The 19864-nt window shown below is 73.9% G+C and carries 16 protein-coding genes; 5 read left to right on the forward strand and 11 right to left on the reverse strand.

Translation table 11 applies throughout. The features are described 5' to 3' along the window. Positions 1-4: 4 nt before the first annotated feature. The 4 genes from WMF39_RS11110 to WMF39_RS11125 form a co-directional block, all read right to left on the reverse strand. Positions 5-1678: a protein kinase domain-containing protein gene (locus WMF39_RS11110; protein WP_437745505.1), complete on the reverse strand. Its 1674-nt coding sequence runs from the start codon at positions 1676-1678 to the stop codon at positions 5-7. Positions 1679-1818: 140 nt separating this feature from the next. Next, the gene (locus WMF39_RS11115) at positions 1819-2850 is read right to left on the reverse strand and encodes a diacylglycerol/lipid kinase family protein (RefSeq protein ID WP_437745506.1); all 1032 of its coding nucleotides are present in this window, start codon (positions 2848-2850) and stop codon (positions 1819-1821) included. Continuing rightward, positions 2851-4080, reverse strand: a complete 1230-nt coding sequence (locus tag WMF39_RS11120) for a hypothetical protein (RefSeq protein WP_437745507.1) — start codon at positions 4078-4080, stop codon at positions 2851-2853. Between the two features lie 142 nt (positions 4081-4222). Beyond that, positions 4223-5503, reverse strand: coding sequence for a hypothetical protein (locus tag WMF39_RS11125; RefSeq protein ID WP_437745508.1), 1281 nt, complete (start codon positions 5501-5503; stop codon positions 4223-4225). 400 nt (positions 5504-5903) lie between these two features. On the opposite strand from WMF39_RS11125, the gene WMF39_RS11130 reads away from it, so the two are divergent. Both WMF39_RS11130 and WMF39_RS11135 read left to right on the forward strand, forming a co-directional pair. After that, positions 5904-7235 (forward strand): MFS transporter, encoded by a 1332-nt coding sequence (locus WMF39_RS11130; RefSeq protein ID WP_437745509.1) that lies wholly within the window; start codon positions 5904-5906, stop codon positions 7233-7235. A gap of 200 nt (positions 7236-7435) precedes the next feature. After that, on the forward strand, positions 7436-8224 hold the full coding sequence (locus tag WMF39_RS11135; protein ID WP_437745510.1) for a CPBP family glutamic-type intramembrane protease: 789 nt from the start codon (positions 7436-7438) through the stop codon (positions 8222-8224). Positions 8225-8229: 5 nt separating this feature from the next. Here the strand turns inward: WMF39_RS11135 and WMF39_RS11140 are convergent, their stop codons facing one another. From WMF39_RS11140 to WMF39_RS11160, 5 genes are all read right to left on the reverse strand, one after another. After that, a complete protein-coding gene (locus WMF39_RS11140) occupies positions 8230-9648 on the reverse strand; it encodes a phospholipase D-like domain-containing protein (protein WP_437745511.1) in 1419 nt (472 codons plus the stop codon). Then, positions 9645-10610 (reverse strand): diiron oxygenase, encoded by a 966-nt coding sequence (locus WMF39_RS11145; protein WP_437745512.1) that lies wholly within the window; start codon positions 10608-10610, stop codon positions 9645-9647. The genes WMF39_RS11140 and WMF39_RS11145 overlap by 4 nt, the downstream gene beginning before the upstream one ends. Next, positions 10607-12604, reverse strand: coding sequence for an asparagine synthase (glutamine-hydrolyzing) (gene asnB / locus WMF39_RS11150; RefSeq protein WP_437745513.1), 1998 nt, complete (start codon positions 12602-12604; stop codon positions 10607-10609). The genes WMF39_RS11145 and asnB overlap by 4 nt, the downstream gene beginning before the upstream one ends. A 9-nt stretch (positions 12605-12613) precedes the next feature. Beyond that, positions 12614-14884: an iron-containing redox enzyme family protein gene (locus tag WMF39_RS11155; protein ID WP_437745514.1), complete on the reverse strand. Its 2271-nt coding sequence runs from the start codon at positions 14882-14884 to the stop codon at positions 12614-12616. 89 nt (positions 14885-14973) lie between these two features. Beyond that, positions 14974-15594 (reverse strand): LysE family transporter, encoded by a 621-nt coding sequence (locus WMF39_RS11160; RefSeq protein WP_437745515.1) that lies wholly within the window; start codon positions 15592-15594, stop codon positions 14974-14976. A 244-nt stretch (positions 15595-15838) separates the two neighbouring features. Between WMF39_RS11160 and WMF39_RS11165 the strand changes: the two genes are divergently transcribed. From WMF39_RS11165 to WMF39_RS11175, 3 genes are all read left to right on the forward strand, one after another. Next, the gene (locus tag WMF39_RS11165) at positions 15839-16135 is read left to right on the forward strand and encodes a hypothetical protein (RefSeq protein WP_437745516.1); all 297 of its coding nucleotides are present in this window, start codon (positions 15839-15841) and stop codon (positions 16133-16135) included. 162 nt (positions 16136-16297) lie between these two features. Beyond that, positions 16298-16780, forward strand: a complete 483-nt coding sequence (locus WMF39_RS11170; RefSeq protein ID WP_437745517.1) for a hypothetical protein — start codon at positions 16298-16300, stop codon at positions 16778-16780. A 5-nt stretch (positions 16781-16785) separates the two neighbouring features. After that, on the forward strand, positions 16786-17337 hold the full coding sequence (locus WMF39_RS11175; protein ID WP_437745518.1) for a GNAT family N-acetyltransferase: 552 nt from the start codon (positions 16786-16788) through the stop codon (positions 17335-17337). Between the two features lie 64 nt (positions 17338-17401). On the opposite strand, the gene WMF39_RS11180 is transcribed toward WMF39_RS11175, so the two are convergent. After that, positions 17402-18433 (reverse strand): hypothetical protein, encoded by a 1032-nt coding sequence (locus WMF39_RS11180; RefSeq protein ID WP_437745519.1) that lies wholly within the window; start codon positions 18431-18433, stop codon positions 17402-17404. Beyond that, positions 18430-19641 (reverse strand): hypothetical protein, encoded by a 1212-nt coding sequence (locus tag WMF39_RS11185; protein WP_437745520.1) that lies wholly within the window; start codon positions 19639-19641, stop codon positions 18430-18432. Before WMF39_RS11185 ends, WMF39_RS11180 begins: the two co-directional genes overlap by 4 nt. Between the last annotated feature and the right edge of the window lie 223 nt (positions 19642-19864).

Below are 19864 nucleotides of genomic sequence, written 5' to 3' on the forward strand. Positions count from 1 at the left end.
GACGCTAGAAGTTCGGCCGGGCCGGGACCGGCAAGGCAGCGCCAGAGGTCTTCGCGCCCGCCCGCGAGGGCGCGGTCCGTCGCGAGCCGGCGCTCCGGGGCGCCGGCGCGGGCTCCCGCGCGTGGGCGCTCGCGGTGGGGCTCTCCGCCGGTCCGAGGCGGGCCGCGCCGGCCGAGGGCTGCGGCTCGGCCGTGCGGGCTGGCTCGGGGCGGCTCTCGGGCGCGAGGCCCTGTGCGGTCGATGGTGCGGCGGCGGCGGCCTGCGGCTGGCCCTGCGACGCAGCGAGCGGCGCCGAAGGCGCGGGCTCGGCGCTGCCGTCCCGCGCGGTCATGGCGCGCAGGGAGAACAGCGCGGCGGCGAGGATCACGAGCGTCGCCAGCCCCGCCGCCGCGACGACGGCGACGCGCCGCCGGTCCCCGGTCGGGCGAGCGGCCTCCTGGTGGACAGGGTGTACAGCGACCTCCTGGTGGTCCTCGCTGCTCCTCTGCGCCCGCGCCGCCGGCTGCTCGGAGATGCGCCGCTGCTGCGCCCGCACCGCCGGCCGCTCGGAGAGGGGCCGCTGCTCGCCGTCGCTCAGCCAGTGCACGGCGAGCGAGGTCCCGGTCACGTCCTCCACGACGCCGTTCTCGGTCGCCCAGCGCGCGAGCGCAACGCCCATCTCGCGCATGGTCCGCCACCTGTTGAAGCGCTCCTTCCCGAGGCCGCGCGCGATGATGGCCCACAGCGCCTCGTCGCCCACGCCGAGCGCGGTGATCGGCGTCGGATCCTTGACGAGGATCGCCGCCACGAGGTCGTGGTAGTTGCCGCCCTGGAACGGCTTCTGGCCGGTGATCGTCTCGTAGAGCACCACGGCGAACGCCCAGACGTCGGTCTGCCCGTCGACGTCGGTGATGCCGCGCGCCTGCTCGGGCGACATGTAATCGGGGCTGCCGAGCACCGTGCCCGCCTTGGTCATCTCGCCGCTCGCCGTCTCGCTCCACACCTTGGCGATGCCGAAGTCGACGATCTTCGGGGTGATGTCGCCGCGATCGTTCTTCACGAGGAAGATGTTCTCGGGCTTGAGATCGCGGTGGACGATCCTTCTGTCGTGCGCCGCGGCGACGGCGCTCGCGATGGGCAGGAGGATGCGGAGCGCCGCCGTGGGCGAGAAGCGCTTCCTGCGCTCGATCGCCTCGACCAGCTGCTCTCCCCGGAGCACCTCCATCACGATGTACGGGTCGCGGTGCTCGGACTCCCCGAAGTCGATCACGCGGACGATCGAGGGGTGATCGATCCGCGCGGCGGCGCGGGCCTCCTGGTGGAGGCGCACCGTCGCCTCGGTCGAGTTGACCTCGCGCCGGATGAACTTGATGGCGACGTCGATGTTGAGGACGTCGTTGTGGGCCAGCCACACCATCCCCATGCCGCCCTCGCCGAGGACGTAGCGCAGGCGGTATTTGCCGCCGATCACGTCGCCCTCGCGGTAGATGCGCCGCGCCGCCTTCCCCGGAGCGGGCGACGGCGCGCTGGCCTCCGGAGGCGGTGTCACGAGGGACGGATCGATCAGCTCCGGGTCGAGCGAGTCCGGAGCGCTGGCGCGCGGGAACGCCGCAGACGATGCGAACGAGCGGCTCGCGCTCTCGGGCCGCGGGGTCGAGTCCGTCGACGAGGCGGGCGCGGAGGAGGAGCGCGGCGGCATGGAGCGAACGCAGTCTAACTTTGCTGGCCTCTCACAGCCATGGTCTCGCGCACCCGTACGTCGCTGCCTGCCCGCGCGCCGCTGCCTGCCCGCGCGCCGGCGCGCCGGCGGTGCATGGTCAGCGCGTGATCCGTGCATGATCAGCGTACGATTCCGCAGGGATGCGCGCGCTCGCCGCGGGCGCACACATCGTGCGACGTGCGCCGGGTGCCGGCGGGGCGATGGCCGGACTTGTGCTCCACGAGGATCTTCACCCGCGGGCCGATGCGCACGGTGAGCGGGCCTGCGTGCTCGTGCACGTCGCCGTCGCAGACGTAGTGGACCACGCCCGACCTGGCCTCGAGCACCGCGCGCCGGGCGATCTTCTCGAACGTGTGCGCCTCGCCCATCGGCCGCGCTCGCCAGATATCGGGCAGCTTCCTGACGAAGCCGAGCGCGGAGGTGTGGATGCCCAGCATGTGGAAGCTCTCCGGGCGCTCGTCGTGGCGGTGGAACGGGCGGAACCCGAGGCCGATCTGGTCCACCGTGCCGGCGGCGACGGCGAGGTAGTCGCGGTCCGGGAACGCCGAGCCGTCCTCGAAGTGGACGCGGCCCTGCCAGCGCGCGGCGACCTGGGTGCCCGTGTTGAGGAGCACGGCGGCGCTCGCGCGGGCGAGGACCTTGGCGGCCCAGAGCGCGCTCCGCTCCTCGCTGCGGTTGTACTCGGCGATGAAGCCGTGGACGCAGCCGGTGCCGAAGATGAAGCCGTAGTGGGCGCCGATCTGCATCACGTGGCGCTCGATCCAGCGCAGCGGGTGCCGGCCGCGCTCGGTGTAGCGGGCGATGAGCCCCGCGAGCAGGCCGTCGGGGCGCCCGCGGGGGACGCCCACGGCGTTGGCCACGGTGTTCATCGTCCCGCCGCGCAGGAAGGCGATCGGCGGCAGCGGCTCGTCCTCGTAGACGTCGAGGAAGCCGGTGATGGTGACGTGGTTCGTGCCGTCGCCCCCGGAGATGCCGAGCACGTCGATGTCGAGCTTCCGGAAGTCCTCCGCGATCCGGGCGAGATCCTCGCGGGAGCGCGCGGCGCGGACGACGCCGTGGTCGCCGAGCGCGCGCGCGAGCCGGACCGCCGCGCGAGGATCGCTCAGGTTCTGCCGCGAGCGGGGGTTGATGATGACGCCGATGCCGCCCATCTAGCGCCGGCCTCGCGGCGACTTCCACCGCGGGTTGAGGTGGACCCGCACGACGTCCGCCATCAGGCCGATGTGGGCGCAGTGATCGGGCTTGTCGTCGCCGGTGTACCCGCGGACGTGGAAGTCGCCGCGGTCGAAGCGCCGGATCATGTCGAGGCCGAGCACGTCGGCGCGGGAGGAGCCCCTCGGCTTGCCCCGCAGCTGCCGCACGATGAAGTCCGCCGTCTCCGCCGTCGACGCGTAGCCGGGCGGCAGGATGGAGGAGTGGCTCATGAACATGAACGCCTCGCCCGCCGCGGCGCGCCTCGCGAACGCGATGAACGGCTCGATCTGCGCGACCTTGAGCTTGTGCTGCTGCTCGTCGGCGTACCCGGCGTGGAGCGAGTCGAGCAGCACGAGGGCGTCGACCCGCTTGCCGGCCGGCTGCCGCAGGATCTGCTCGACGGCGCCGTAGCCCGCGCTCCACGACGAGAGGCCGAGCTTGCGGATGTAGGCCTTCTTCTTGCCGGTCTTCTTCGCGACGGCGCGCTCGATGCTGTCGAGCAGGTTCTCGAAGACGTACGGCGCCGAGAACGCGCTCGAGTACGCGCCCGAGCCGATGCCCAGATCGATGCCGACGAGGACGGCGCCCTCGGCGGTCTTCACGAACTCCTTCCGGAGCGCCTCGTGGCCGTGGAAGTGGATGATGACGTCGAAGCCGCCGCGCTTCGTGACCCCGCCCCGGTGGGGCATGATCATCTGCCCGATCGAGGGCGCGCGGGACCACCGGTCGTAGACGCCCCAGCCCGGATCGGGCGTCATGCACGGGTTGATGTCCCCGCGGCGCTTCTTCGAGGGGGTGGCGCGGCTGCTCGTCGCCCCGGGCCTGTCGCGCCGCGCCGCGCTGCGCTCGGCCGGATCGCGCGCGTCCGATGCCGCGCCGCCGGCGCCGCCCGCGCCGCCCGACGGCGCGCCGGCCCCGGCGGCTCCGTCCGTCGGGGGCGGGCCGCCCTCCGCCGGAGGGCTCTCGGCCTGCGGCGCGGCGGCCTGGGCGGCGGCCGGAGGGCCGTCGGCCTGCAGCGAGGCGACGTGCGTCGCGGGCGGAACGTTGTCGGCCTGCGGCGCGGCGGCCTTCGGAGCGGCCGTGTCCTGCGCCGCTGCAGGGGGCGCGGCGAGCCACCAGGTGGCGGCGAGCAGCGAGAGGAGCGCCCATCGCCCGGACGGCCGGCGGGCCTGCAGGGGGTGTCTCATGTCGGGAGCGCCTCCATTCCATGGAACGGCGTGCGGATCGAGCGCTCGGTGCAGGGCCGTCGCCGCGCTGTGTTCGCGGGGACACCCCGCGGGAGTTCTGTGGTCGTGCAGGGGGCAGGCGCGCCCCCTGCGCCGGCCGGCGTCACCCTGGCGGCGGCTTCCCGTGGGTGAGGGCGGCGCCCGCGTCGGCGGCGGCGAGGATGCGCTCCTCGGCCTGGGAGGCGAGCTTCTCGACCGCCGCGGCGGCGTCGGCGGGGGGCAGCGAGCGGAGGAACTGGATGAACTCGAGCTCGAGGCCGGGCTTCACGCCGCTCAGGACGAGCACGATGGGGATGGCCGGCTTCTCGACCTCGGCGAGCTCCGTGGTGCGGGCGCGCCAGCGGCCCGCGCCGAGGGCGAGGCGGAAGGCCCACTGCGCGCCGAGGCCGATGAGGAGGCCCGCCATGACGCCCGCGACGAACAGGTCGGCGTCCCTCGGGGCGAGGAGGGCCGCGGAGAACCCGCCGATGGCGGCGCCGATCACGAGGCCGGGCTCGCCGCTGTTGTGGGCCGCGGCGGTCTTCAAGATCTCCGCGGCCTGCATGCCCGGGCGCCCGCTGCGGACCGCGTCGCGCAGCGGGAGCAGCGTCGCGAGGCGGCGCATCGAGGCGGCCCGCACGCCCAGGTAGCTGATGAAGAGGGCGCAGACCGTCAGCCCGACGCCGACGCTCACGGCCACGCGCCGCGAGAAGACGCCCTGAGGCAGCGGCTCGCGGACCATCGCGGTGAGCGCGCGCTCCCGGTCGCGCTCCGCGTTCGCCTTGAACGCCGTCTCGGCGTCCTTCGTGGCCTGCGCGACCTTGTCGGCCGGGATGTCGGCGACGAGCGAGAGCAGCTGCTTCGCCGCCTCGAACTGCTCGGCCTCCGCGGCGCCCGGCGGCGTGATCGCGGCCGCCTTGGCGATGGCCTCCCAGGCGGGGATGGCGTTCACCCGAGCCCCCAGGAGCGCCTCGGTTGCCTCGCGGCAGCCCGACAGGGTCTTGACCTGCTTGTAGAGCGGCTGGGCGGAGGCCCACGCGCCCTGCTTGTCCGGCTCCTTGGGCTTCGGCGGCGGCGGCGCGTTGCGCGGCGGGCGCCCCTTCGTGGTCGTCGCCGGCGGCGGCGGCGCGGGGGGCGCCTCGCCCGGGTCGGGCATGCGCGCCGATTTCGCGGCCGCCTTGAACAGGTCGATCTCGACGATCAGCTTCTCGCCGGCGAGGGCGCACGCCCGAGCGGGCGCGACGCGGGCCTCGGACTCCTCGGCCTGGCGCCGCGCGCCCGGGTCGGAGACGAGCCTGCCCTCCACGGTGACGAGCCGGAGGACCGCCACGGCGATGCACAGGACGAGGATGGCCGAGGCGATGAAGGTGGCGCGGACCTCCTCGCGCCGGGTGTACTCGTTCACGCTGGCTCCCTCGGAAAGACCGGAGATGGGCAAGGCGCCGGCCGGGTCGGCGCGAGGTCGGCGCGCGCGAGCGCTGCCGCACGGCCGGAGCGGCACGAAGCGCCACGATCGGCGTCGCCGCCGTGACGGCAGGGGGACACCGAAGGAGCGTGAGCCCGTCGCATGCAGTTCACCGTTTAAACCAGATGCCGGACCGATACCACAGCGTCGCTCGCGATGGAGTCCGCTGCGTCCTCGCGGCCTCACGGCGTCGCGGCCTCACGGCGTCGCGGCCTCACGGCGTCGCGGCCTCACGGCGTCGTGTTTGCTTCCACGGTCGGGCGCGGCGGTCGGGCGTCCTGGAACTTGCTCCGTCCCGGGGCGCATCGTGTAAGGGTGCGGAGAAGGCGTGGAGGCTGCCGTGACATCCCACAAGCCCGTCGAGCCCGCGGCCCCGATGCGCGCCGCGCTGCCCGAGCCGGGAGCGGAGGCGCCGAGGCGTGGCGCCTCCGAGGAGGCGCCCGGTGAGGCGGCGTCGTCCGGCGTGGCGGCGGCGCCCGACGCGGTGGCGGGAGGGGCGAGCCGGGGCCTGTGGATCTCGTCGACCTACTTTGCCGAGGGCCTGCCGTACGCGATCGCGCACAAGGTGGCGGGGGAGTTCTTCACGGCGGCGGGAGCGAGCCTGGAGATCATCGGGCTGACGTCGCTCTACGGGCTCCCGTGGAACCTCAAGTTCCTCTGGAGCCCGCTGGTCGACCTCCACGGCAGCCCGCGGCGCTGGCTCGTGGCGGTCGAGATCGCGCTCGCCGCGATCGTCCTCGGGCTCGCTGCGGCGGCGGACAGCGGCGCGATCTGGCTCGTGGCGGCGCTGTTCGGGGCGGTCGCGGTCGCCGCGGCGACGCACGACATCGCGGTCGACGGCTTCTACCTGCAGGCGCTCGACAAGGACGCGCAGGCGGCGTTCTCCGGGCTGCGGGTCGGCGCGTACCGGCTCGCGCTGCTCGCGGGCGCGCTGCTTGTCGCGTTCGCGGGCTGGGCGTCCTTTGGCGCGGCGTTCGCCGTCGCGGCAGGCGGGCTCGCGCTGCTCGCGATCGGACACGCCGCGGGGCTGCCGCGCCCGGCCGCGACGCCCGGAGCCGGCGCCGCGCCCGGAGCGACCGGGCTGCGGCGCTACATCGAGCCGTTCCGTGTGTACCTGCGGCAGCCGCAGATCGCGTCGAGCCTGGCGTTCATCCTCTGCTACCGGGCAGGGGACGCGCTCATGTTCGCGATGTCGTCGCCGCTGCTGAAGAGCCTCGGCCTCGACACGGCGGCGCGAGGCAACGTGGGCGGGGTCGGGACGGTCGCCTCGATCGCCGGCTCGATCCTCGGCGGGGTGATCATCAAGCGGTGGGGGCTCGCGCGGACCATCTTCCCGATCGCGCTCGTGCAGGGCCTGGCGATCCTGCTGTACGTGGCGCTCGCGTGGGCGCGGCCGGCGCTCCCGTGGGTCGTCGCGCTCGTCACGCTCGAGCAGCTCGCCGCCGGCGTCGGGACGGCGGTGCTCGCGGTGTTCCTGATGCGGCGCTGCGTGGACGGGTACAAGTCGTCGCACTTCGCGATCGGGTCGGCGCTCATGTCGGTCTCTGCGACATTCGCCGGCAGCGCGAGCGGCTACCTGGCCGCCAGCGCGGGGTTCACGGCGTTCTTCGCGATCGCGTTCGCGGCGTCGATCCCGGGGGTCGTCCTGTCGCGCCTGGTGCCGCGCGAGTAGCGTTACTGCGGGAAGTTGCCCCGAATCAGCAGAAGAACCGCCAAGCGCGCCAAGGCCGCCAAGACATGAGGGGGAGGGCCATCCCGGCTTCCCCCTCTTCTTTTCCCTGTGCCCTGGTTTCTCTGCGCCTTGCGTTGAACTCTCTGTCCGGACCTCCGGCGGGTGGAACCAGGTAGATTGGACTCGTCCGCGCGATCCCGATGCAAGAGCCCACGTCCGCCCTCTCCGAGCCGAAGGCGCGCGCCGACCGCGCGCTGAGCCTGGTCTCCCTCGGCCTCCTGGCGCTCCAGGCCGCGCTCGACGCGCCCGCGTTCCCGCGCGCGACGCTCGCCGTCGCCGCGGCCGCGGCCCTGGTGGCGCTGCTCGCGGCCCGCGTGGCGCAGGGGCCGGCGCGCGCCGTCGCGGCGCTCGTGGCGTGCATCGTGGTGGCGATGCGCCTCGGCGTCGTCTGGCAGCTCGCCATGATCCTGGCGCTCGCGGCTTACGGCGGCCTCGCGCGGCTCGCGCCCGCGCTGCGCCCGCCCGAGGGCTGGCGCGCGGCCGGCGGGCTCCCGAAGCGCTGGACGGCGCTCGTCGGCGGCGTCACGCCGGTCGCGCTCGTCGGGTGGCTCGCGCTCGCCCGGCCCGACCTCCGCGACATCACCGGCTCGGAGCTGCTCCAGGTGTCGACGCCGGTGCTCATGGCGGGAGGCGCGGTCTTCGCCGTGCTGAACGCCACGCTGGAGGAGGTGATCTGGCGCGGCGTGCTCCAGCCCAGCCTCGCGGCGGCGTGGGGCGCGCGCCTCGCGGTGGTGCTGCAGGCCGCCTCGTTCGGGGCCCAGCACGCGCACGGGTTCCCGCGGGGGCTCCTGGGCGTCTTCCTGGCGGGCAGCTGGGCCGTCATGCTGGGCCTCTTGCGGCAGCACGCCCGCGGGCTCCTTGCGCCCGTGCTCGCGCACATCGTCGCGGACGCGACGATCGCCGCCCTGGTGATCGGCATGCTCCGCTGATCGCGTCAGGGCCGGAGGCCGAGCAGCTCGAACGCGCCCAGCAGCGCCGAGCGCGCCCACGACCCCCGGCCGCTCGACGTGCGCCGCGAGGCGGGCAGATCCCAGAGCCGCTCGAAGTGCGCCGCGAACGCGGCCACGAAGGCCGGATCGCGGGTCTCGAGGTCCGTCTCGAGCCACGCGCGCGAGAACGAGTTGGGCGTGAAGTTGGCCTGGCCGCCCACGAGCATCGGCCGAGCGCCCAGCCGCGCCGCGGTCTTGAGGTGCATCATCGCCCCGCCGCGCGAGTCGTGCACGCGCAGCGTGAAGCGGTCCGGCCACCGCGCCTCGGCCTCGATCGCGCGGGTGATCCCGTGGTGGTTGACCAGGCTGCGGATGAGCCACCCGGCCGCGGGGGGCAGCGGGAGCGCGTCGATGGAGTCGATCAGCACACGCACCCGGGCGCCGCGCGCCGCCGCGCGCTCGAGCGCCTCGAGCATCGGCAGGTCCGAGAGGTACGTGGTCGCGACGAGGAGCTCGTCGCCGGCCTCCGCGCCGTCGAACAGGTCCGCGAGGCGGGCGCGGATCGCCTCGTGCTCGACGAGCGCGCACGTCTCGTCGCCTGCGGCGGTGAGCGCGCCGGGCGGGGGGAGGGGGATGCGCAGGCCGCCGGCGTACCCCGGCACAGGCGCGAGCGTGGGCGTCGGGGAGGCACACTCCGTCCCGGGATCGTCGGACGCGCGCGCGGCGCGCGCGGCGTCGGACATGAGCGCGCGGAGCGCGGCGCGGCCCTCGGCGCCGATCGCCTGCGGAATGGTGAGCGCCTCGCCGATCGCCGCCATCGCGACGCGCCAGAGCCGGCGGGCCACGGCGCCCGTCAGCCAGAACAGGTTCTCGTGCCAGTCGAACGCCGCGTCGATGAAGTTGTGCGACGTGATCGCGCCGGCGCGCCCGCCGTCGATCACCAGGTTCTTCCGGTGATCCTCGACGTTGTGCAGCACCTGCCAGCGGTTCTGGTGCTCGACCCAGTCCTCGATCGACACGCGCGCGTGGTCGAGGTGGAAGTTCATCCGGGGCAGGAGCCGGCGGCGCCGGTCGAACCGCGCGCCGAACAGGCAGGCGTTCAGCACGAGGACGCCCGCGTCCGTGAGGCGCCTCCGCACCAGCGCGCCGCGGCGGCGCGTCAGGGCGGGGTTCGCGGGCGTGTTGCTGTCCAGGATCACGACGACGGTCACATCGGGCCGGGCGCGCTTCTTGGCGATGAGCCAGTCGGCGACCGTGTCGGCGTAGGGGAACGCGCCCGGGCGCGGCAGCAGCGTGGTCTGGTCGCCGTTCGCCGCGAAGAGGTACATCTGCAGGACGACGCTCCGCTCGGCGGCCTCGATGAGGTCGCGACACGCGGAGAGGATGCCGTGGCTGTCGCCGATGTACGCGAGCCCGGAGCTCACGCGGGATCCATGCGCAGCGCGCGCCGCAGCGCCCAGCAGACGGCCGGCGCGCCGGCGAGCCCGCGGCCCTCCAGCTTGCGCGTGAAGCTCTCGGTGCCCCAGCGATCGGACTGCGTCGGGGCGCGCGCGCCGAGCCGCCGCCGCTGCGCGGCGTCGAGGCCCAGCTCGCTGCCGGCCGAGGCCACCAGGCGGCCCCAGGCGTCGCCGACCACGCCGTCGACGTACACCAGGAAGGGCAGCGCGAGGGCCGTCTGGATGGCGGCGAGCCAGCGCGGACAGCGCTCGTTCAGGTGCAGGAGCACGCGCTCGTCGATGGCGACGTGCGGCGCCTCCTCGCGCGCGTGCAGGGCCATGATCTCGGCGACGAGCGCCGCGCTCTGGTCGGGCCGGGCCTCGATCGCCCGCGGCACGAAGAGCGTGATCTCCTCGAAATACCACGCGAGCAGGAAGAACGTGCCCGCCGGGGCGAGGCGCAGCGCCGCGTCGTCGCCCCGGCCCCAGCGCAGGAAGCGCGGCGGGGCCGCGTCGGTCGGGTAGAGATCCGGCCGGAGCCTGTGCAGGAGCCGGCGGAACATCTCCGCGTGCGTGCGCTCCTCGGCGACGAAGCGGGCGACGACGGGCGCGGACAGGTACGGCGCGCGGTGGGCCGACCGCTCGAGGTACCGGATCACGTAGCCCTCGAAGTGGATGAACAGCTCGCACGTGAAGCACGCGAACAGCCGGTTGATCGCGACGCGCTGGCGCTCGGTGAGCCCGAGGCCCGCGACGTCCATGTAGTGCGCCTCGGGGATCACCAGCGCCTCGGGCGGGATCGGGCGCGTCCAGTCGATGCGGTCCCAGCGCCGGCGCACCGCGGTGTGGAGCCGGTCCTCCCTCGCGGCGGCCTCTCCGTCGTGGGGCGGCGTCCGAGGGCTGCCTTCGTGGCCGGAGAGCGCGGGATCGGCGGAGATCTGGAGGCTCACGATGGGACCGTCCTCTCGGTCGACTCGGTCGACGCGACCGCGCGCTCGTCTGCGGCCGCGGGCGCTGGCGGCGACCACGTGGGCAGCTCGCACAGCCCGCCGCCGAGGAAGAGGTGGTGCCACAGCTGCGTGGTGACCACGGCGGTGTAGCTCCCGTCGGCGACGATCCGCCGCGGGGCGAGCGCGGGCAGGAGCCGCTGGAAGCGCTGCTCGCGCGCGACCTTCGCGGGCGAGAAGTAGCCCGTCTTTCGCAGCGACTCGGGGCTCACGAGCTGCGCGATCCAGCGGGGCTGGGGCCCGAGCGCGCAGAGCGCGTGGGCCTTGAACATGCCCTTGGGCGGGTCGGCGACGTCGCGCGGGAGCACCCGCCGCGCCACCTCGCGGAGGAGCCACTTCTCCCGCAGCCCGCGGAGCTTGTACAGGGGCGAGAGGCCGCTGGAGAGGTCGACGAAGGCCTCGTCGAGGAAGGGGTAACGGTGCTCCACGCCCGAGCGCATCGCCGCGCGGTCGCCCTTGCCCACCAGGAGGTGTCCGGCCAGCATCAGCTTGTACTCCACGTAGAGCGACCGATTCAGCGGATCCCAGCGGCGCATCCGCGCTGGCGCGATGTCGAGCTCGGAGAACGGGTCGTGGCCCGCGACGCGCTCGGCCATCGTATCCGAATAGAACAGCCAGCGCGCGCGGGAGAGCGGCTCGTACAGGTCGAGGAGGCTCGGGCGAACGTCGCCGAAGTGGTCCTGGAACGTGGGCGCGGGTGTGCCGGGCGCCGCGAGCTCGGCCAGCGTGTTGCGGATCGCGCGCGGCAGGGCTGGGTGGACGCGGGCGAGGCGCTCCATGGCGCGGTGGGTCTTGTGCCAGACGTAGCCGCCCATCGCCTCGTCCGCGCCCTCGCCCGTGAGCACGACCTTGAACCCCCGGCGCGCGGCGCGCTCGGCCAGCAGGAGCACGCACCCGTCGGCCGTGTCCATCACGGGGCCCTCGGCGGCCTCCACCACGCGCGGGAGGGTCTCGAGGATCTCCGTCGGCGAGGGCACCAGGGTCTCGAGCCGCGCGCCCAGGCGCGCCGCGCTGCGGGTCGCGCGGCGGCGCTCGTCGGGCCCGGCGCCGTCGAAGCCGACGGTGAACGACGCGATGGGCGCGTCGCCGCGGGCCTCCCGGGCGAGGCCGAGCACCAGCGTCGAGTCGAGCCCGCCGCTCAGGTACGTCGCCACCGGGCCGTCGGAGACGAGGCGGCGCTGCACGGCGTCGCGCAGGCAGGCGCGCGTCTCCTCGATCAGCGCGTCGAGCGAGGCGACGCGCCGCTCCTCGCCCTGGGCCGGAAAATCCAGGTCCCAGTAGCGCCGCTGCTCCATCGCGCCGTCCTGCGCGCGGAGGTAGTGCCCGGGCCAGATCGAGCGCACGCCGCGGAAGCACGTCCGCTGCGTGCCCGCGGCGAACAGCGAGAAGACGTGGTCGATCCCTGCCGGATCGGCCTCGGGGCGCACGAGCCCGCTCGCCAGGATCGCCTTGATCTCCGAGGCCCAGAGGAGCCAGCCGTCCGCCTCCGCGTAGTGGAGCGGGCAGATCCCGATCCGGTCGCGGCCGAGCAGCAGCGTGCGCGCCTCGCGATCCCAGAGCGCCACGGCGAACTGCCCGCGCGTGCGGGAGAAGGCGCCCTCGCCCGCGTCGAGGTAGAGCCCGGGCCATAGCTCGGTGTCGCACCGCGTGCGCAGCGTGTGCCCGCGCGCAGCGAGCTCGCGGCGCAGCTCGGCGTGGTTGAACAGCTCGCCGTTGTACGAGGCCCACACGCGGCCGCCCGCGTCGGCCATCGGCTGGCGGCCGCCCGCGACGTCGACGATGGCGAGGCGCCGCGTGGCCATGGCGATCCCTGGCGCTGAAAAGGAGGCGCCGTCGTCCGGGCCGCGGTGCCGCACGCTCGCCGCCATGCGGTCGAGGCGCGCCGGATCGAACGTGCGTCGCCCGGCGAGGTCCAGCGCTCCGACGATGCCGCACATGATCGAGCGCTACCTCCCCGTGTCCCCGAGCAGATGCCGCCGGAGCCAGCGCCAGCCGAGGCGGGGGCCGAGGCGCACCGCGACGGCGCGCACGAGCGGCCGGCTCGCGCGCGCGTACGCGGCGTATCCGCGCCAGATCCGCAGCGTTGCGCGCTCGATCGCGAGCGCGTCGCCGGGCGCCGCGCAGGCGTCCATGAGCCGGGTGATGGCCTCGATCGACCACGCGGTGTGGCCTGACGCGGCGTTGTCGATCGTGTTGTGCAGGTCGAAGAAGTACGGGTCGATCCGGTGGCGCCGCAGGAGCGCGGCGGCCATCGCGTACCCGCGGCCGATGCCGGCCATCTCGATCGCCAGGTTGAGGCCGAGCAGCTCGGGCAAGAGCTCCGTGGACCCTTGCGCGAACGCGAGCCAGAGCACGGGCATCGAGAACGCCTGCGGGAGGAGATCGCGCCGCTCCACGAACGCGCGCGCGTCGCACGGCGGCAGCGTCACGCCCTGCTCCGCGAGCGCCCTGCGCAGCACGTTGCCGTGGTGCTGGGCGGGCACGCCCGCGCCGAGCTCGTCGCGGTAGATCCGGAGCAGGAGCGACGCGACCGGCGTGTGGAACGCGCCGGGGGCCGTCATGCCCTGGAGCCAGGCGCCGTCGATCACGGCCGCCGGCGCGAGCTGGGTGAGCAGCCAGACGGCCTCGTCGCGTGTGATCTCGTGCGCGACGTCCGTGGGCTGCGTGCGGTCGCGCGCGGGGTGTGCGGCCGCGTGCGGTCCCACCGTGGACCGCGCGTGGGCGTGGCCTTCCTCGAAGATCTGCTCGCGCAGCCGCGCGTCGACCCAGCGCGAGAGCCCGGCGGCGGACCAGGGCCAGCGCCCATCCGCGGCGAGCCGGGCGGGGGACACCTCGCTGTGCACCTCGCGGAGCATCGCTTCGACGTGTGCCCGCGCGAGCGCGCCCGCCTCGCTGTCCACGTCCCCGGGCCCGCGGGCGCAGAGCAGCCGGCGGTACAGATCCGGTAGAGGGAGCCCTGCGCGCACCTGCGCGCGAGGGGTGGATCCGCCTCGGCGATTCCCGTCGATCGAGGCCCCGTCGTGATCGATGCGCGGCGAGCCCTCACGCTCCTCCGCGCCGCGCGTCGCGCGGAGGGCGGCCGGAGGCTCCGGCGTCTCGGTCAGCGCGCGGATCCAGGCGCGCATCACGTCGACCTCGGCGTCGGTGAACACGCCGAACATCGGCCCGCCGAACTGCACGGAGCGCGTGACGAGCGGGCTCTCGTCGGGCCTCCCCGGAACGATCCACGGCGAGCGCGCGAGGCGCAGGAGGATGCGGCGGGCGTCGAGCCGCGCCGGATCGAGCGCGTCGTCCAGCGCCTGTCCGTCGAGCCGGACGCGGCCGTGAAATCCGAACGCGTGGCGCGCCTTCGCCTCGACGAGCGCCAGCATCGCCTCCCATGCGGACGGCGCGGCGGTGGGCCGGAGCGACGCGAGCCACGCGCGCCGCGCGGCCCAGAGCGACCACGCGCCGCGCCACACGCGCGACCAGTCCGGCGCCCCGCCCGCGGCGTGCGCCTCGAGGCACCGCCGCGCGAGATCGCGGGCCCGGCGGGCCGTCTCCGCGCCCTCCGCGTGCTCGGCGAAATACAGGCCGTCGCAGCGCGCGCGCGACGCGGCCCAGCGCACCGCGGCGGGCGGGCCCAGCACCGTGGCCGCCGCGTGGTGGCCCAGCGCCTCGGGCAGCCTCGCGTCCCCGAGCTGCGCGGCGCGGAGGCCCGGGATCGCGAGCGCGAAGTCCGCGTCGGTGAGGCAGACGGAGCGCTCGAATGCGGGGCTCCCGAGATCAGGCAGCGCGAGCCCCGCGGCGGCCAGCGCGGCGCCGTACAGGGCGCCGTGGTGTTGCGCGGGGTCGCCTTCGCCGCACTCGAGATAGAACGCGTCGAGGCAGGCCGCGCCGAGCGCTCCGTCCGCGTGGCGCACGCGCACGGCCGCGGCGAGCCAGCACCCGTCGAGCAGCGCGGTCGGCGCGTAGCCGAGCAGGATCCGCGTCGGGTCGACGCCTTCGGAGCTGGGCGCGCCGCCTCGCTCATCCTCGTCGCGGAGCGCGGTCAGGGCCGCAAAGAACGCGTCGAGGCTGCCGGGGGCCGCGGCTTCCGGCGCGGGCTCATCCGCGAGATCCCCCGGGGCCGGCTCGCCGGCCCGCAGCCTGCGGTAGATCGCGCGCGGCGACGCGTCCGAGGCGCGCGACCGAGGGCTCGCCGCGCGGTCTGATGCCCGGGTATGAAGGGCGTTCATACGACCGGACGACGCAGGCTGCCGGCGCCTACCCGCATCCGATCGACGTTATGCGGGCGCGCGACCGGTGTCCACACAGGGCACGGATCTCACACGAGCCGCTGCAGGAGCCCCGCGAGCCCCAGCGCCACCAGCGCCCAGCCGAGGCCGCGCACCAGGTGCCCGTGCCATGCGCCGAGCCGCTCGCGGTGGCGCGCCAGCAGGCGCCCGAGCGTCGCGAACCAGCTCACCACACCCGCGGAGGCGCCCACCGCGAGCGCGGCCGCGTGGGCCGGCGCGACGGCGGGCGCGAGCGCAGGGTACGCGCGGAGCACGGCGCACGACGCGATCCACGACGCCAGGAACGACGGGTTGAGCGCGACGAGGACGAACCCGGTCAGGAGCGCCGAGGTCGCGCGCCCGGAGGAGGGCGCCTCCGAGGCGCGCCGCGGCGCGAGCGCCAGGGCGAGGCCCATCGCCACGACGAGCGCGGCGCCGCCCGTTCGCAGCGCGTGATCGATCGCGGGGTGCGCCTCGAGGACCCACCCGAGCCCGCGCGCCGCGGCGAGCGCCCAGAGCCCCTCCGCGAGGGCTCCCCCGATGGCGAGGATCAAGACGCGCTGGGGCTGCCCTGCAAGCGCGGCGGCCACCAGCAGGACGGCCAGCGGCCCCGCCGCCGGGATCGAGCCGAAATAACCGAGCAGGAACCCCACGATCAGCGCGAGCGCCATGGTTCATCATTATCAGCGTGCACTTCATCAGCGTGCACTTCGTGATTTCACTTGAGCGCGGATCCATGCCCCTTGAGACGATTTGGCCTCCGCTGGCGCAGCGAGGAGGGGTATGGCCGGCGGCGCTGGGCCGAGGTTCATTCACACGACACGGAGACCGTTTGAATGTCGGTAATTACAGCGCGGCGACCGAAACCTGGTACGTGAATACGGCGGCTCTCCGGCGCTCGGAACCAAGAGCATCGTGTTTTCGTACGACAAAGGCATTGTTACACCGCCGTCGCCGAGCGGCCTTCAGACGTTCGAGCTGCCCAGGGACGTGACCTGGGCGTCGTTCACGACGGACCCGGTGAGCGGCGGATCCCTCTACCAGAAGGGCAACGTCTACCTCCGCATCGCCCAGGACCAGGGCGGACTGACGCGGCTGACGTGGTATCAGGTCCTCCCGAGCGGCGCCCAGGCTGACGATATCGCGCCTTCTGGGACGTTCTCTCCGGTCAACGGGCCCGTGAGCGTGCCGAACGGGTCTGCAGGCTTCTAGTTCGATCAGCCGGTCCAGTAGCCGGGCGATTCGGTGGCACGGCGGTTCATCTTCGATCGCTACGTCGCGGGCCCGGGGGATGGCGGCGGCCTGCGAGGAGGCGAAGGCGGGCGGCCCGGCGCGTTGACCGCGAAGGGCGCAAGCGGCGAGACTGCCCCCGCCATGAGCGAGAGGCCGGCCCCCAATCCTTTCCAGCCCCCGCAGGCGAACCTCGGCCTTGGGCCGGCGCGGGCGCACGGATCCGCCGGCAAGGCGCTGCTCTTCGGCGTGCTCGCAGACCTCGGGCTCACGATGGTGCTCGGGATTGCGTTCTTGATCGCCTACGTGGTGTTCCTTGTCTCCTCGGGCGCGACGGACGACGATCTCGCGAAGGCGCTCGCGTCGCCCTCGGAGGGCTTCACGATCGCCCTCACGGTGATCGGCACCTTGGGTTCCGCGATCGGTGGCTACATCTGCGCCCGCACCGCGCGGCACATGGAGTACCGGCTGGCGTGGGTGCTCATCGCGCTCTCGCTCGTGCTGGGATGGGTGCTCGTGGGAGACGGGACTTCCGGAACGCTGGCGCTCGTCACGACTGTCCTGACGATCGGCGGCACCCTGTTCGGCGCCTGGGCCGGCGCGCAGCAGAATCGGCGCCGAGGGTAGACGCCATGCCCCGCGTGATGCCCGAGCTCGAGACGGAGCGCCTGCGGATCCGCCCCTTCACCCGCGGGGATCTGGATGCCTGCCATCGAATCCTGGATGGCGGCGACGAGCAGGGAATGAGCCTGGAGCAGCGCCAAGAGTGGATCGAGTGGTGCGTGCTGAACACCAGGTTCCTGGCCGAGCTGTACCAGCCGCCGTACGGAGAGCGAGCCGTGACGCTCAGGGACGGCACGCTGGTGGGCGTGGTCGGCGTCGTGCCCTTCGTCGACTCGCTGCGCGGCGGTCCGGGCGGCGTCGCCAGCGCGGACGTCGCGCTGTACTGGTTCATCGCGGCCGAGCTGCGTGGCCGAGGCCTGGCCGCCGAGGCCGCCCGAGCGGTAGTGCGCCACCTGTTCGACGAGGAGCGCCTCGACCACGTCATCGCCACTACCGAGCCCGACAACCTCGCGTCGCAGGCCGTGATGCGCAAGCTCGGCATGACCGTCGAGCGGGCGCCGAACCCCCACGCGCCCGAGCCGCGCGTGATCGGGACGCTGACACGCGACGCCTTCCGCTAAGCTCCGATCGCGCGCTGCACGAGGCAGCACACTCTTTTCTGGCAGTTTCAACCCCATCGTCGCTCTAGCGCAGCGCCAGCGTGAACGCGAGCCCGAGGCTCACGCGCAGATCATGGACCGCCTGCACATCGAGGGCGGGCGGCAGCAGCCGGTACTCGCCCTCGAGCACCGCAGCGATGGGTTGATCGTCGATCGCGGCCAGGATCCTCTCGACGTGCGCGGCCGAGCGCACCAGGACACGCCAGCGCTCTTCGCTCGTCCAGTGCGGGACGACGTCGCCTCGACCATCGAAGACCGTCAGCCCGTCGCCGCTCTGGAGGCGCAGCCGCAGCGAGCCCGCGGTCATGGGTGCGATCCGGTGGACCACCCTGGGCTCACCGAGCGTGCGGCGCGCGGGCGCGGCCTGGGGAGAGGGGGACTCAGCGTAGTAAGCGTCGATGTCGTAACGGACCCCGAGCCCGATCTCGAAGCTGCGGCCCGCCTCGCCCGTGCGCCACGGATCGAGGATCGCCGTGGCGCGCGCCACGCCGAGCCGGACCAGCGGCGCCGACCATCCGTCGCCCTGGCGCTGTGGGATCGAGGGGATGCTCACCCGGCCCACCTCGGCTTCCACGCCGATGTCGAAGGGGAAGGGGACCGCGATCGGCGGCGACATCGGCAAGACCACCCGCGGCGATTCGTCGTGCCGCAAGAACGACGCGCCGTACAGCGCCGCGTCGAGCGCGGGCACGCCGTCGAGCGCCTGCCCCGTCGGAGACACCCGGCCGGCGAGGACGCGGTGATCCGCCTGCCAGACCACGCGGCCAGGCCCGGAGCCCGTCACGCTGCGCGCGCGGTAGGACAGGCCCGCGTCGATCTCGGGCTCGATCTCGATCGTCCCACCGGCGCCCCGGTGCAGCGCGGACGCGACACCGAGCCACACCCGGCTCGCCGGGTCGAAGCGCACGCGGAAGCGCCGGCCCTCCTCCGAAACAGCGGTATCGCCGCCGCCCGCGCGCTCGCTCTCCTCGCGCGCCGGCTCGGCGCGGCCGGCGCGCGGGGAGAGCGCCGCGGCCGCCGCCATGACGAGCAGCGCGGCGAGGCGCCGAGCCGTCACGGGTCCTCGAAAACGGGCATCGGCTCGAATACCCGCGGGGGAGCCCAGAACGACACCCGCAGGCCCGCGGCGGCCTTGACCTCCACGTCGCGAACGTCGCTGTCGAGGTCGTTGCGGCTCACCCCCATCGCGGCGAGCCGCAGCGAGATGGGCTGATCGTTGATCGCGAGGAGGATGCCCTCGTAGGCGATCGTGGCCTCGAGTCGGTTCATCGCCTCTCCCGTCTCGTTCCCGGCCGCGATGCTCGGGCGCCGGTAGGTGAACGCGGTCGAGAGCGCGTGGAGGCCGCCCTCGCCGAGGCTGAAGCGCGATTTGATGGCGCTCGTCGGGCCGATGTACAGAGCGCCGGTGTCCAGGCCGTCGTCGATCTCCGATCGGCGCTCCCAGTACTCCCCCAGATCGGCGCCCGCCTCGAGCCGGATGTGGCTGTACATGTCGTTCGACTGCCACGGATTCCACGCGAGGTGGACCTCGCCGAACTCCACGTCGAGCGTGTCGCGGCGCGCGGGAGGGCGGTCGTTCACCGACACCACCCGGAAGCCCCAGCCCATCCGCGGCGAGATCGCGTGAAGCCGCGGCTTGCCAACGAAGGTGCTGAGCCAGTGGGCCGGCCGCCGGTGCAGGTGCTGGTAATCGTAGCTGAGGAGCACCCCGGAGAGCTCGAGATCGTCGAACGTGGCTGTCCCATCGAGGATGCGCAGGTCATGGCGGGCGCGGGAGCGCGTCGAGAGCACGCTGAGATGGATACCGGCCTCGGCCCTCCCGCGGCCCAGGGGGAAGCTCGTGGGCACGGGGAGCCCGTTCTCGCCATGGAACGTGGGCAGCCAGGACGCGCCCAAGTAAAGCCGGTTCAGGAGATCGAACTTGACCTGAAATGCCTTGCCTTCGGCCGAGCGCGCGTAGCCCGGCGGCGCCTCGGGGATCGCGGCGACGAGGCGGGCGCCGCGCGCGGTCAGGGCCCGGTAGGCCGAGGCGTCTTCAACCACGTTGCACGGCTGCACCTTATCGAGCGCGCCGCCGTCGTGGGCCAGGTGATCGGGCGCGACGAGGCAGCGCTCGCCCTCCGGCCCTGGCTCGCATTGAACGCGCACCGCGCCGCCGTTCGGCGACCGGATGCAGCGAACCGGCTTGTCCCAGGAGAGCTGCGGCGGCTCGCCGGGGCGAGCAGGCGCGGACCAGAGCATCGCCGCCGACAGGGGGGCGAGCAACGCGTGAATCCAAGGCGGACGTCGTCTCAAAGCACCCTCACGAGGCAAAGGAGCTCCACGGCGGCAAAGCCGCCCGCGCTGTACGCGAGCGATTCATCAGGCGCTTCGCAGGCGCCGGAGGCGATAAAGCACGCGTCGTGCCCTGCAACACGGTGTCGGAGCGCGCGCCGCGCATCCGAGAATTCCGAGAATTCAGAATGCGCCGACTTCTTGGCGGGGGCGA

It is taken from the genome of Sorangium sp. So ce1504 (genome assembly GCF_051521635.1).
In the GTDB taxonomy this organism is placed as follows: domain Bacteria; phylum Myxococcota_A; class Polyangia; order Polyangiales; family Polyangiaceae; genus Sorangium; species Sorangium cellulosum_B.

What these genes read in the sequence shown, in the direction of transcription:
- WMF39_RS11160 (WP_437745515.1), bottom strand. Translation starts at nt 15,594, where the DNA reads ATGGCGCTCGCGCTGATCGTGGGGTTCCTGCTCGGTTATTTCGGCTCG.
- WMF39_RS11120 (WP_437745507.1), bottom strand. Translation starts at nt 4,080, where the DNA reads ATGAGACACCCCCTGCAGGCCCGCCGGCCGTCCGGGCGATGGGCGCTC.
- WMF39_RS11155 (WP_437745514.1), bottom strand. Translation starts at nt 14,884, where the DNA reads ATGAACGCCCTTCATACCCGGGCATCAGACCGCGCGGCGAGCCCTCGG.
- WMF39_RS11135 (WP_437745510.1), top strand. Translation starts at nt 7,436, where the DNA reads ATGCAAGAGCCCACGTCCGCCCTCTCCGAGCCGAAGGCGCGCGCCGAC.
- asnB (WP_437745513.1), bottom strand. Translation starts at nt 12,604, where the DNA reads ATGTGCGGCATCGTCGGAGCGCTGGACCTCGCCGGGCGACGCACGTTC.
- WMF39_RS11115 (WP_437745506.1), bottom strand. Translation starts at nt 2,850, where the DNA reads ATGGGCGGCATCGGCGTCATCATCAACCCCCGCTCGCGGCAGAACCTG.
- WMF39_RS11175 (WP_437745518.1), top strand. Translation starts at nt 16,786, where the DNA reads ATGCCCCGCGTGATGCCCGAGCTCGAGACGGAGCGCCTGCGGATCCGC.
- WMF39_RS11170 (WP_437745517.1), top strand. Translation starts at nt 16,298, where the DNA reads ATGAGCGAGAGGCCGGCCCCCAATCCTTTCCAGCCCCCGCAGGCGAAC.
- WMF39_RS11110 (WP_437745505.1), bottom strand. Translation starts at nt 1,678, where the DNA reads ATGCCGCCGCGCTCCTCCTCCGCGCCCGCCTCGTCGACGGACTCGACC.